The following is a 13335-nucleotide window of genomic DNA, read 5'->3' as shown; positions in this document are numbered from 1 at the left end:
GTTCAAAGGCAGGCATCAAGTCGCTCTTGGCTCTCAGCACATATATGGTCTGGTTTTTAATATCCTGCTGTAAAAAAGACGCAGTCTGGCGCGCTGTATCTAGCGCTCCAGACCCTGCGTTCTTACCAAACGAGCATACAGGCCATTTTGCGTCATAAGCTCATCATGATTCCCGCATTCCACAGCATGGCCTTCCTGCATGACCACCACCAGATCTGCCGAGCGCACTGTGGAAAGCCGATGCGCCACCACAAGCGTGGTGCGGCCTTTGCGCAAGGTAGCCAAGGCATCCTGCACTGCGGCTTCATTCTCACTATCCAGGGCGCTGGTGGCTTCATCCAGCAACAAAAGGCGCGGATTACGCAATAAAGCCCGCGCCAGAGCCACGCGCTGCCTTTGCCCGCCCGATAGGCGCTGCCCGCCCGGCCCCACTATGGTTTCATACCCTGCGGGCAAAGTGAGAATAAATTTTTCTGCCGCTGCGGCCTGTGCCGCAGCCTGTACCTCTGCTTGTGTAGCGTTAGGGCGGCCTATCAGAATGTTATCACGCACAGAAAGATCAAACAGCAGCGGGTCTTGGCTAACATAGGCAATGGCATCACGCAGGCTGGCCAGTGTAAGATCACGCAGATCCTGCTTATCCAGCAGAATACGGCCTGAAGTCACATCATGCAGCCGCGGTACCAAAGAAAGTGCAGTGGATTTACCTGCCCCAGATGGCCCCACCAGCGCCACGGTAAAGCCCGGCTTGGCCTCAAAGTTCAGGCCAGAAAGACCAACTCGCCCATCGGGGTAAACAAAGCCGACATTTTCAAAAACCAGATCACCCTGTCCGGCTCCAAGCGGCACCGCATTTGGGCTATCTGCCACAGCGGGTTTTTCATCAATAATTTCAAAAATGCGCACAAGCCCGGCCAGACCTTCCTGCAAGGCGGCATTCAGTGCCCCCAATGCCCGCAACGGACGCGCCGCCAACAGCAAAGCCGCCACAAAGCCGGAAAAATCGCCCAGCGTGGCGCCCCCCATGGCGGCCCGCCAGCCCGCAAACCCCAGCACAGCCGCTACGGCAGACCCACCCAGAGCCTCCAGCAAGGGGTCAACACGCGCACGGCCCCGCGTAATATGCAGCATGGCCTGATGCAGATGATCGAAAGAAATGGCGGCCCGCTCTTCCTCACGCTGTTCAAGCCGATAGACACGGACTGTACGCGCCTGACTGAAACTTTCTGTTAAAAACGCCGCTGTTTCCCCAATCCGTTCCTGCATGCCGCCAGAGGCACGCCGCACGCGCTTGCCCAGTTTTTGAATAGGCACCGCAGCAATGGGGTAAAGCAGACCGGCAATTAAGCTGAGTTCCCAATCCATGTAGAACATGGAGGCAATCAGCCCCACCACGGTGACAACATCCCCCAATGAGTTCACGGCCCGGATCATGGCTTCACGAATAGAAACAGCATCCGTGGTAAAGCGGGCTGCCAGCTTGGCCGGGGCCTCACGCTCTACATCGGTAATATCCGCTTGCACCAGATGTGCGAACATCTCACCCTGCAAACCGCGAATGACCTTGAGCACCAACCCCTGAGACGCCAGCGTTTGCGCATATTGGGAAATGGACTTGGCAACTGTAATCAGCACCACCAGTAAGGGCACCTGATACAGAATACGGGAATCGTGGCTGGAAAACATATCCAGCGCCCGCTGAATAACCAGCGGATACAATGCCGTTAACCCGGCAGTTAGCACCGTAAGCAGCACAACGGCCGTAAGATTGCCGGGATAATGGCGCACCTGCTCGCGCCATAACCTCTTGAGAAGGACACGTGTATCATCCGGCAACATATCGCGGGAAGAACGGGAAGAACGCGTAGAGGAAGCAGATGCTTGTGACGTCATGCGTCTTCTCTAACAGCCTCCCGCCCTATCGCGTAAGAGGCTGACGCATGGTTTTATTCACGGCCCCCTGCCTACCATGTCTAATGCATGGGCCAAACAGGCCTGTTTATCCGCATTGCAACCGCCCTGCTGCCACCAGTTACGCACATCTTTCAGCACCCGGCCAATATGCGGCCCCGGCTGGCAGCCTGCCTCCAGAAGATCCCGCCCTGCCAATGGAAAAACAGGAATTTCAAGCTGTGCCAGGCGTTGTCGCAGATCTGTGCCTGAAACGTCAGGATGCCGCGCCTGATACAGCCAACTGCGTGCCGCCAGAATATCTGGCGGGGTATCTGCCAGCAAATGGCGTAATTGCACCTCCGACATCGTGGGCAAAGGCACAGGTTCGGCCTGCATAGCTTTCAGGCGCGCGGCTTCGGCACGGGAAAATTTGAGACGACGCGCCAGATCAGCACTTTTTTCCGGCACCAAGGCTGCCAAGCGCAATATGGCATCTGCTGGTGGACCAAATGCCATAAGTTGCGCAAACAGGTGCACATGTGACCCTTCTGGCAAAAGCACAGGCAAAATACCGGCCTGTTGCATTAGATACACAACATCCAATGCTCTCGGCCCCACCAGAATACGCTTGAGTTCGGACCATATCCGCTCAACAGACAGACCATTCAGTAATTCTGCCTGTGTGGTAATGGCCTGCATGGCCTGTGTATCTGCCTGCCCTTGGCCGTAACGCCCCCAAAAGCGAAAAAACCGCAGAATACGCAGGGCATCTTCTTGTATCCGTAGCGTGGCATCGCCCACAAAGCGCACAATACCCTCTGCCAGATCATGCTGGCCGCCAAAATAATCATGTACAGTGCCTGCGCTATCACAGGACATGGCATTGATTGTAAAATCGCGCCGTGCAGCGTCTTCCTGCCAGTTGTCCGTCCAGCATACCACGGCGTGCCGCCCATCTGTTTCCACATCACGCCGCAGGGTGGTGATTTCATAGGGGGCAGACGCAATAACCGCTGTTACGGTACCATGCGCCAAGCCTGTAGGCACAACAGTTATGCCCTGCGCTTGCAGGCTTTGCATCACCTCTTCTGGCGGTTGCGGCACGGCCAGATCAACATCTGCAATGGGGCGTTGTGCCATCAGATCACGCACCACACCGCCAACAAGCCGGGCCTGAGGCAGCACAGCCCATATTTGCTCCAGAGCATGCAGACGTGCGGGCTCCAAACGCGCCAACAGGTTTGCGGTCATGCGTCGCAATCTGTGCCGGATGTTTGCCTGGCAAGCGGGAAAAAGCAGCCGCAGCTCCATACCCCCATGCAGGGCACACCCTTGCATGTGCCCGGCTCTGCCAAAGCTGCCAGTTCATACCACACTGGGCGAGACAAACGTGCTTCTAGCGGAAAACGCCCATCCCCCTCCCGCAGCCGAATATAGGGGGGACAACTTTCCGGGCAGGCCTCTGGCGGCATATCCCACTCTGTCCGAATCGGGTGGTCGGGGCCAGCCACCACCACTTCATCCATATTGGTGCGAAAACACAGGCGCTGCATTTTGCCGCAACCAGACCAATCCAGCTCCACCGCCAGAAAAGGTACGTCTTCCACCTCGATATACCCGGTCTCAAACGGAGAGCGGAGCAGATATGCTCCTTTTTCATCCCGCGTAAGCATGGAGCCAAACATGCACAGCATGGCCTTACGCTTTATGGGCGTGCCCCTGTAAAGCCACACGCCATCGCGCCGGACCAGAAAAGGCAGATATCCCAAGTCATGCCTTTTTCTTTCCGGGCTTTCCTGATGCCCTGAACAGGCCAGACCCTCGCTACGTGCTGCGTGTTCGCCTTTCACTGGCCTATCATCCTGTAATACGTGTCCATACCGTCATCCTGATGATATAGGGATGATACCCCGCTTGATGTAAGCCCCGTATGTGCTTCACACTGGAACCATGACCGCATCAGACGCATCGCAGCCCGCGCACCAGCCCTCCTCTCCTCCCGAAGTGCGGGAGGCAGACCGTATCTGCGAACGGCTGCAAGCCGTGCAGCAGGAAACCTCTCGCATTGTTTTTGGCCAAAAACAGGTTATCCGCCAAACGCTTGCTACCATTCTGGCTGGTGGGCACGCGCTTTTGGTGGGTGCACCCGGTTTGGGCAAGACATTGCTGGTCACAACTTTGGGAACAGTGCTGGGGCTTGATTCGCGCCGCGTGCAGTTTACGCCAGACCTTATGCCCTCTGACATTACGGGCAGCGAAATTCTGGATGAAGATGCCTCCGGCCATCGCAGCTTCCGCTTTGTGCCCGGCCCCGTGTTTTGCCAGTTGCTGATGGCGGATGAAATTAACCGCGCCAGCCCACGCACACAGTCTGCTCTGCTACAGGCCATGCAGGAGCACCGCGTCAGCGTGGCCGGAACAGAATACCCTCTGCCCCGCCCATTCCATGTGCTGGCCACCCAAAACCCTATGGAGCAGGAAGGCACCTACCCGCTGCCAGAAGCGCAGCTTGACCGCTTTATGCTGCAAATTCCGCTCTCCTTCCCCGATGAAGCAGCAGAACGGCAGATGCTTCTGGCCACCACCGGCGCACAAACAGAACAGCCCCAAACCCTGATGGACGCCGCAAGCCTGCTAGAAGCACAGGCGCTGGTGCGCCGTATTCCGGTGGGTGAAAAAGTGCTGGATGCCATTCTCAATTTGGTACGTAACGCCCGGCCAGAAACCACGCAGGATGCCACATTGCGTGAACAGATTGCATGGGGCCCCGGCCCGCGTGCTGCCCAAACGCTTATGCTGGCCACGCGCGCCCGTGCCCTGCTGGATGGCAGGCTCTCACCCAGCCTTGATGATGTTGCCGCACTGGCCCAGCCTGTTCTGGCCCACCGTATGGCACTTACTTTTGCCGCCCGTGCGGAAGGGGTGCAGATACAGGATGTTATCTCTCGCCTTCTGCAACGGCTGGGTTAAAGCCATTGCGTGGCCCTTCCTTTCTGACTGCCGCATTCCACCGCAATAAGGCTGGCACTACACAGGCCGCACACTTTGCCACGCAGCCGGATTTTGCTGATATCCGCCAACCTGCCGCCCTTACCCAACAGGCGCAGGCTCTGGCGGCCCGCATGCCCGATCTGATTGTGCAGGCAAACCGTACTGCCGCCACGCTGGCCGCAGGGCAGCATGCGCAACATCGCGCAGGATGGGGAGATACCTTCTGGCAATATCGTCCAGCCCAGCCGGGAGAGGCCGCCGCGCATATAGACTGGCGCCAATCTGCCCGCAGCACCCACGCCTATGTGCGCGAAACAGAAGCCGAAAGCGCGCAAACCATTCTGCTATGGTGTGATCTTTCTGGCTCCATGAATTGGCAATCCCGCACTAACATTCCCACCAAGCAGGAAAGCGCCATTCTGCTAACACTGGCAATGGCTGCCGCTCTGGCCCGCGGTGGAGAGCGTATCCGCCTGCTTTGCGCATCTGGTATGGTGCATTTGCCCCCCGGCGGAAGCCTGCTGGAACGTTTGGCGCTGGCCTTGGTCTTTCAGGCATCCACACCACAAAAAAACGCTCTGCCAGCCGCAGCGGCTCTCCCTCGCTACGCTCATTTGCTCCTGGCCAGCGATCTGCTGTGCGAAACAGAGGCATTGCGTGGGCTGCTGCACCAATGCGCAGCGTGCGGCGTGCGCACCCATATGCTCCATATTGCAGACCCGGCAGAACTTTCGCTTCCCTATGAAGGGCGTGTTGAATTTACGGGGCTGGAGCATGAACCACCCATTGAACTGCCACATGTGCAGACATTACGTGCAGACTATACCCACTTGGCAGCAGCACGCAGCAGCCAGATTGAGCACATGGCCATCAGCCTTGGGCATGATTACCTCTGCCACGTTACAGATACCCCAGCCACACCCACCTTACTGGCCCTGCATAATCTGATGAGCCGCCGCGCATGATCTTTCTGGCGCCTTTTGCCCTGCTGGGCCTGCTTACGCTTCCGCTGGTATGGTGGCTTGTACGCGCAACACCTCCGCGCCCGCGCCAACAGGTGTTTCCGCCCGTAAAACTTCTGGCCACTTTAAAACCGCGCCAGACAGAAACTGCACGTTCCCCTTTATGGTTACTGCTGGTGCGCCTTGCGGCCGTTACCTTGCTGGTTGTTGGCCTTGCCCGGCCTGTATTGCCGGGGCACAACGTGGCCCAACAAGGCGCCGGGCCGGTGCTGCTTGTTATAGATAATGGCATGTTCAGCGCCGCAGACTGGAATACCCGGCTAACAGCTGCCCACAACCTGCTGGATGATGCCGAACGCGCAAAACGCCCTGTATTACTGCTGAGCACTGCGCCAGAAGCAGAAACATCTGTAACAGAAAACCATGCGCCTCTTCCCGCGGCTCAAGTCAGGCAACATCTCAACGCGTTGCGCCCAGAACCCTGGCAGGTTGACAGAGAAACGACGGCCCATGTTTTGGAGCATCTGACAACACAGACATTTGGCAGCGTGCTCTATCTGGCAGATGGTATTGCCACACCGGGTGATGGTGTGTTTACGCATGCTCTACAAAACCTGGGCAGCGTGCGGGAAGTGCGTTTCCCGCCCAAAAATGCGGTGGCATTGGCTCCGGTTGTAGAAAAAGGCGGCAACGTCATGGCACGCCTTGTGGCTATGCCAATGGCGGCTCCGCGCACCTTTAATGCCATTGCACACACACAGGATGGCGGCACGCTGGCAGTGGTGCCTGTAACCTTGCCCGCACAATCTGGCCATGCCGATATTTCCGTCAGCCTTCCCGTCACTATACGCAACCGCATAGACAGCTTGACCCTTGCAGGTATAGCCAGTGCGGCCACCACAACACTGATGGACGAAAGTAGCCGCCTGCATCCGGTAGGGCTTTTGGCATCCGGCGGCGCGGATACACCTTTGGTTGGATCCCTGTTCTATTTGCGCCGCGCTCTGGCACCTTCTGCCGAATTGCATGAAGGCACGCCTACCTCGCTTTTAAGCCGCCCACTTTCTGTTCTGATCGCGCCCGATGGCACGCTGGCAGACCCCGAAACACGGGAAAAAGTGCGCGAATGGGTGAAAAATGGTGGCACGCTCATCCGCTTTGCTGGCCCGGCCCTTGCCGGCGCCCAGCATGATGATGGCTCTGAACCCCCAGAGCGTGAAAACCCCCAACAAACCACGCAAGACCTGTTACCCGTGCCTCTGCTGGATGGCGCGCGCCAACTTGGCGGCTCCATGACATGGGGCACACCGCAAAAACTTGCGGCATTTGATGCAACATCCCCTTTTGCGGGGCTAACACCCCCCAATGATGTCACGGTCTCCCGCCAGGTTCTGGCGCGCCCTTCCGCCACTCTTACCGAGCATACATGGGCACGGTTGGCAGATGGCACGCCGTTGGTAACACACGCCGCATTGGGGAAAGGCGAAATTGTTCTATTTCATGTCAGCAGCACAACGGATTGGTCTAACCTACCGCTTTCCGGGTTGTTTGTTTCCATGCTGCAAAGGCTGACAGACCATGCAAATGGCGTAAGCGTACCCGCAGATGATGCCATATTGCAGCCAGCCCTCACGCTGGATGGTGCGGGCGTTGCGGGCCCTCCGCCACCTTATGCACGCGGGCTGAAAGCCTCTGCCTTTGCCACCACGAATGTTTCCCCAGCGCATCCTCCGGGCCTGTACGGTCCCACTTCCGGCCGCCGCGCCTTAAATACGGCAGACCACATTGCCGCACTGTATCCTGAAAAGGCTGTGGGCATTATTACAGATCCGGCAGGCCAGCAGCCGGATGTGCCATTGGGGCGCTTCTGCCTTCTGGCAGCTCTTGTTCTTTTGTTGCTTGATGGTGTGCTTATTCCACTCATGCGCAAGGGGCTGCTGGCATCCAGCCGCACCCATGCGGCCACATGGGTTATGGGCGGCATGCTGTTGGGGCTGGCTGCGCCAGCCCATGCTGCAGATACGCCTCCGCCTGCCCCGCAAGGCACATCTACCGTACCCGGTGCAGCGCTTGAAACACGCCTAGCCTATGTGTTGACTGGCCACAATGATGTGGATGAAACCTCCTGCCAAGGGCTTCAGGGGTTGGCGGATTTTACCAATGCCCGCACATCTGCCGTGTTGGGGCACCCCGATGGCGTGCACCCGGAAACGGATGATCTGGCCTATTACCCCCTACTATACTGGCCAATTACGCCAGATGCCCACGCCTCTCCCGCCATGATAGCGGCACTTAACCGCTTTATGGCGCATGGGGGCATTCTGCTGATTGATACACAGGGGCAGGATACGCCAGACGGTAGCGCAGATGACACCAGCTTTGCCGGAGATGCCCCCGGCACACGCGCAGCCCTGCGCCGCGCCACAACCGGGCTGACAGTGCCACCTTTGGTGACAATGGATGACCACCATCTGTTAGCGCATACTTTTTATCTGCTGCATGATTTTCCGGGCCGTTATGCCGGAAACCCCATTTGGGTGGCGCGCGAAGGCGATGCCGGGAATGATGAGGTCAGCCCCATTATTATTGGCTCGGCAGACTGGGCGCATGCGTGGGCTGTTGATTCATCTGGCAATACGCCATTTGCGGTTATTCCCGGCGGAGCGGAACAGCGCCTGCTGGCTTATCGCTTTGGGCTTAATATTGTTATTTACGCACTTACCGGCAGCTACAAGGCGGATCAGGTACACGTGCCCATGCTGCTAAAACGGCTGGAAGACCGGCCATGATAAACAGTTTGATGCAATCCATCGGCTTTGCGCCCCTGCTGCCTTTATGGGTGTTGGCTCTGCTCGGCATTGCGGGCGTGTTTTTGTGTGCATGGAACCTGTATAATGGCGCGCGTGGGGCTTTGTTCCGTCTGGCGGCCATTGCCTCGCTTCTGTTCTGGCTGGCAGGCCCGCAACATCTGCGCGAAAGCTGGCACAACCTGCCCCAAACTGCCCTTATGCTGGTGGATCAATCTCCCTCCATGGCCATCGGGCAGCGGGCGGCCATTGCCCGGCAGGCAGCAGATGCGTTGGCCCATATGCAGATAGATGGACTGAATGTCCGTACTGTTACCGTGCGCCAGAACGGGCATGATGGCACCCGCCTGTTTGAAGCTCTGGATCAGGCCGCTGCGGATATTCCGCCTGATCAGCTTGCAGGCGCCATGATGATAACAGATGGGCAGGTGGCCGATGTGCCCCCCACTCTGCCAGAGCGTTTGCGCCCACGCACGGCTACAGGAGCACAAACCACTCTGCCCCTGCATGTGCTCCTGAGCGCCAAAGGGGAGGAAACAGACCGTAAGCTCCAGATACTGGAAGCTCCGCCTTATGCCATTGCCGGGCAGCCCGCGCATTTGCGTGTATTGGCCGAAGATTCTGGCCCCGGCACACATACAGGCACGCCAGCTGAGCTCACCCTGCGCGTGAATGGCGAAGAACCTGTGGCGATACCTGTAACCACAGGCACGCCGCAGGATATCAGTATTCCCGTTGCCCGGCCGGGGCAGATGCTTATCAGCCTTTCCATCTCCCCTCTGGCGGGCGAAGTCTCGCAACTGAATAACCAGAGCATTACCCATATTATGGGCATACGAGACAGGCTGCGCGTATTGCTGATTTCCGGCACCCCCAACCAAGGGGAACGTATCTGGCGCAGGCTGCTGAAGGCTGACCCTGCGGTGGACCTCATCCACTTCACCATTCTGCGCCCACCGGAAAAAGATGATGGCACCCCGCTATCAGATCTGGCGTTGATCGCTTTTCCCGTAAAGGAACTGTTTCAGGACAAGATCAACCAGTTTGATCTGATTATTCTGGATGGGTTTGAAAACCGGAGCATTCTGCCCCACACATATCTGGAAAACATTGCCAATTTTGTACGCCGTGGCGGCGGACTGCTGCTAACTGCCGGGCCAGAATTTGTTGGCCCCGGATCCCTTCAGGAAACGCCGGTGGGTGATGTACTGCCCGCGCATGTGCCACCAGAAACCGGTATGGTGGAACGTCAGTTCCGACCCAGATTGACGGCTCAGGGCCGCCAGCACCCGGTGACGGCTGCTCTTTCCGGCGCACCAGATGCCAACGTGCCGGATAACATTACAACCGTTACCGGGGCATGGGGTCCATGGTACCGCGCCCTAAAGCCAGACAGCACCCATGGTGAAGTGCTGATGAACGGACCAGATGCCGCTCCTCTGCTGGTGCTGGACCGGGTGGATCAGGGCCGGGTAGCCTTGCTTCTTTCAGACCAGATCTGGCTTTGGTCCCGCGGGGAAGGTGGCGGAGGACCACAGGCGGAACTGCTGCGCCGGATTTCTCATTGGTTGATGAAAGAGCCGGAACTGGAAGAAGAACAACTGACCGCCAGCATTACCGACAATGTGTTAACCATCACACGTCACAGCATCAGCCCGGAAGCCACTCCGCCATCCGTGACTGTAACGGCACCTTCGGGCACACAAACAACCGTGCATTTGCATGCAGCCCCACAGGATGGCACCCAGACGGCTACTCTCCCAGCAAATGAATCCGGCATCTGGCAGGTGAGTGATGGCATCCATGCCGCCTACGCCGCCCCTGTGCAGAGTGACCTACGTGAAATGACAGATTTACGGGCCACGGCTTCTAAACTGGCCACTGTTGCGCAACAGTCTGGCGGTGGTGTGTTCTGGTTGGGCGCACCCGGCAAACTGTCCATCCCCACTGTTCGGATGGCAGAATCCGGCACCCTGCACGGCACAGACTGGCTGGCCTTTCCGCAGCGTGGCGCACATATTGTAACAGGCAAAAGTGCTGAGCCCCTCTTGCCCACATGGAGCATGATGCTTTTATCTCTAGCCTTCCTTTTTGCCGGATGGTGGCGTGAAGGACGGAACTGATGCCGGATGGAAAGAGTGAGTATGCACATGCTCTCTCCACTTTCCCGCCATTATGCGGTGTGATAGCATGACGCATACGTGTAATGATGGACAGACAATGACCCGTTTCTGCCGCCTTGCTTCTTCTGCCCTGCTTATGGGCGGTTTTGCCTGTTTTGCCGCCACTCCTGTCTGGGCACAGGGGGGTGAGGAAGCAGAGGCAGCAGAAGCCGCCAAAAAAGCCGAAGCAGCCCAGGATGCCAAACGGGCCGCGCCCCCTACCAATATTCCCGGTGCGGCTGGGCTGGATGAAGATGATGGGGATAAATCCAACAAGGATGTAGAACCCACAGCAGCCCTGTTTGATGCCATCAACCGCGGCAGTATTTCTGCTGCAAAAGATGCCATCAACCGTGGGGCGGACTTACACGGGCATAATATTCTGGGTCAGACCCCTTTGGATATGTCCATCGACCTGAACCGAAACCCCATTACCTTCCTTCTGCTGTCCCTGCGCTCTCCGCCAGACAGTTCCCGTTCTTATGGTGGCAATATGGATGATGGGGGTGCGGAACCTGTTGTTTCAGGCGGCATCAACAATGCCCGTTACGAACAGGAAGAACGGCAGCAAGACAAACGGTATGATAGCACAGGTGGCACCGCCCAGCCCTCTATTGGTTTTCTGGGCTTTGGCGGCAGCTAATAAAGCTACTTCTTAACAAACAGTCGTAGAATGCTGGCACAGCTTTTCTAAAGCCAAAACGGGCGCAGTTAGACCTGCGCTGTTTTCTGGAGTGTTTCCTGCCGCAATACATCAAGCGGCAGAAGCTCTCCTGCCCGCTCAAAATACCAGAACGTCCAGCCATTGCAGGATGGTGCATTTGTAAGCTGCGCACCCAACTTATGGATAGAACCGCGCTTGGCACCATTGACCAACGTACCATCTGGCGAGACTGTTGCATGCACGCGGCGCTTTTTATCGCACAGCACAGTGCCGGCTGTAATAACCCCCTGCTCCACCAAGGAACCAAAAGGAATACGCGGTGCTTCCCGCTTGTCCTGCGTGGTCTGCACGGTATCGGCTTCCAGCGGCGTTTCTGCGGCCACACGTGCCATGGCAGCTTCCACGTAATCCGGATGCCGTTCAATCCCCACAAAATGCCGCCGCAAACGGCGCGCCATGGCGGCTGTGGTGCCGGTGCCAGAAAATGGATCCAGAATAACGTCATTCACCGTGGTAGAGGCCAGCAACACGCGGTGCAGCAGGCTTTCCGGCTTTTGGGTAGGGTGCAGCTTCAGCCCGTGCTCATTCCGCAGGCGTTCATTGCCTGTGCAAAGGGGCAGATACCAGTCTGAGCGCATTTGCACATCATCATTCAGCGCCTTCATGGCCTGATAGTTAAAGCGGTAGCGGCTATCCTGCCCACGCGCGGCCCAGATAAGGGTTTCATGCGCGTTGGTAAAACGGCGCCCCCGAAAATTAGGCATGGGGTTGGATTTGCGCCACACAATATCATTCAGAATCCAGAAGCCCAGATCCTGCAAAATGGCACCAATGCGGTAGATGTTGTGGTAGGAGCCAATCACCCAGATTGTGCCATCCTTGTGCAGCACACGCCGCGCTTCAGACAGCCACGCACGGGTGAAGCGGTCATATTCTTCCAGATCGGAGAACTTGTCCCAATCATCATCCACACCGTCCACTAGCGTGTCATCGGGGCGGCGCAGTTCCCCGCGCAGCTGAAGGTTGTATGGCGGATCTGCAAACACGCAATCTACAGAGCCAGAAGGCAGGGAGCGCATGGTCTCCACACATTCACCACGGAGGATCTGATCAAGAGGGAGTTCCATGGATGCTGATTTTGCGCCGCTCATACCTGCTTCTCCGCCGAATAATGTTCTTCTAGCTGCCGGCGCACTGTGCCGAACGTCTTTCTGTGGTGCGGTGTAATACCCACGCTGATCAGCGCCTTGCGATGAACAGCCGTGCCGTAGCCCGCGTTTTTCTCCCAGCCGTAATCAGGCCAGCGCGCATCCAGCCGGGCCATGGCACGGTCACGCACCACCTTGGCCACAATGGATGCCGCAGCAATAGACAGGCTCACCCTGTCTCCGCCCACAATAGCCTGTGCATCGCAGCCAAAATCCGGCAGCTTGTTGCCATCCACCAGCACATGGTCTGGCAGGCGCGGCAGGCGGCCAACCGCCCTTTGCATGGCCAGATGAGCTGCATGGTGGATGTTCAGCTTATCTATTTCCGCAGTGGAAGCTGCCCCAATGCCAATTTCTATACCCGGCACCTGTGGCAGGCGTTCCGCTATGGCTTCGCGCACAGCTGGTTTTAATTTTTTGGAATCATCAATAATGGCGGCAAGATCATCGGGAACACCCGCGCCAAACACGACGGCGGCAGCCACCACGGGGCCTGCCAGTGGGCCACGGCCCACTTCATCCACCCCGGCCACCCGGCCACCCAGCTTCTGTTCCCGCGTAAAGTCCGGCATTGCCTCTCTTTTCATCCATTTGATGCGACTCGGCTAAATTAACCGAGTCGCATCAACTGCGACTCCGCAGGAAAGG

10 protein-coding genes are annotated in these 13335 nt (G+C 57.6%); 5 read left to right on the top strand and 5 right to left on the bottom strand.

All coding sequences use genetic code 11. The features are described 5' to 3' along the window. Window positions 1-99: 99 nt before the first annotated feature. From CSR02_RS10785 to CSR02_RS10775, 3 genes are read right to left on the bottom strand one after another with little or no spacing between them, the layout of a single operon-like run. A complete protein-coding gene (locus CSR02_RS10785; RefSeq protein ID WP_099541629.1) occupies window positions 100-1893 on the bottom strand; it encodes an ABC transporter ATP-binding protein in 1794 nt (597 codons plus the stop codon). Window positions 1894-1950: 57 nt separating this feature from the next. After that, a complete protein-coding gene (locus tag CSR02_RS10780) occupies window positions 1951-3144 on the bottom strand; it encodes a CCA tRNA nucleotidyltransferase (RefSeq protein ID WP_099541628.1) in 1194 nt (397 codons plus the stop codon). Next, entirely contained in the window at window positions 3141-3743 is a 603-nt protein-coding gene (locus CSR02_RS10775; RefSeq protein WP_042786718.1) for a DUF1285 domain-containing protein, read from the bottom strand. The genes CSR02_RS10780 and CSR02_RS10775 overlap by 4 nt, the downstream gene beginning before the upstream one ends. Window positions 3744-3825: 82 nt before the next feature. On the opposite strand from CSR02_RS10775, the gene CSR02_RS10770 reads away from it, so the two are divergent. Genes CSR02_RS10770 through CSR02_RS10750 form a run of 5 tightly spaced genes read left to right on the top strand, consistent with a single transcriptional unit; the run spans window position 3826 to window position 11458 of the window. Continuing rightward, entirely contained in the window at window positions 3826-4863 is a 1038-nt protein-coding gene (locus tag CSR02_RS10770) for an AAA family ATPase (RefSeq protein ID WP_099541627.1), read from the top strand. Window positions 4864-4868: 5 nt separating this feature from the next. Continuing rightward, the gene (locus CSR02_RS10765; RefSeq protein ID WP_099541626.1) at window positions 4869-5849 is read left to right on the top strand and encodes a DUF58 domain-containing protein; all 981 of its coding nucleotides are present in this window, start codon (window positions 4869-4871) and stop codon (window positions 5847-5849) included. Further along, the gene (locus tag CSR02_RS10760; protein ID WP_099541625.1) at window positions 5846-8635 is read left to right on the top strand and encodes a DUF4159 domain-containing protein; all 2790 of its coding nucleotides are present in this window, start codon (window positions 5846-5848) and stop codon (window positions 8633-8635) included. The genes CSR02_RS10765 and CSR02_RS10760 overlap by 4 nt, the downstream gene beginning before the upstream one ends. Then, window positions 8632-10776, top strand: a complete 2145-nt coding sequence (locus tag CSR02_RS10755; protein ID WP_099541624.1) for a hypothetical protein — start codon at window positions 8632-8634, stop codon at window positions 10774-10776. Before CSR02_RS10760 ends, CSR02_RS10755 begins: the two co-directional genes overlap by 4 nt. Window positions 10777-10828: 52 nt before the next feature. Further along, entirely contained in the window at window positions 10829-11458 is a 630-nt protein-coding gene (locus tag CSR02_RS10750; RefSeq protein WP_052013481.1) for a hypothetical protein, read from the top strand. A 68-nt stretch (window positions 11459-11526) separates the two neighbouring features. Here the strand turns inward: CSR02_RS10750 and CSR02_RS10745 are convergent, their stop codons facing one another. Continuing rightward, on the bottom strand, window positions 11527-12630 hold the full coding sequence (locus CSR02_RS10745) for a site-specific DNA-methyltransferase (RefSeq protein WP_042786725.1): 1104 nt from the start codon (window positions 12628-12630) through the stop codon (window positions 11527-11529). Continuing rightward, on the bottom strand, window positions 12627-13274 hold the full coding sequence (locus CSR02_RS10740) for a ribonuclease HII (RefSeq protein WP_099541623.1): 648 nt from the start codon (window positions 13272-13274) through the stop codon (window positions 12627-12629). The genes CSR02_RS10745 and CSR02_RS10740 overlap by 4 nt, the downstream gene beginning before the upstream one ends. Between the last annotated feature and the right edge of the window lie 61 nt (window positions 13275-13335).

It is taken from the genome of Acetobacter pomorum (genome assembly GCF_002738225.1).
GTDB lineage: Bacteria > Pseudomonadota > Alphaproteobacteria > Acetobacterales > Acetobacteraceae > Acetobacter > Acetobacter pomorum.
Note: the sequence above shows the minus strand (reverse complement) of the source record. Positions and strands in the feature narration are given on the sequence as shown.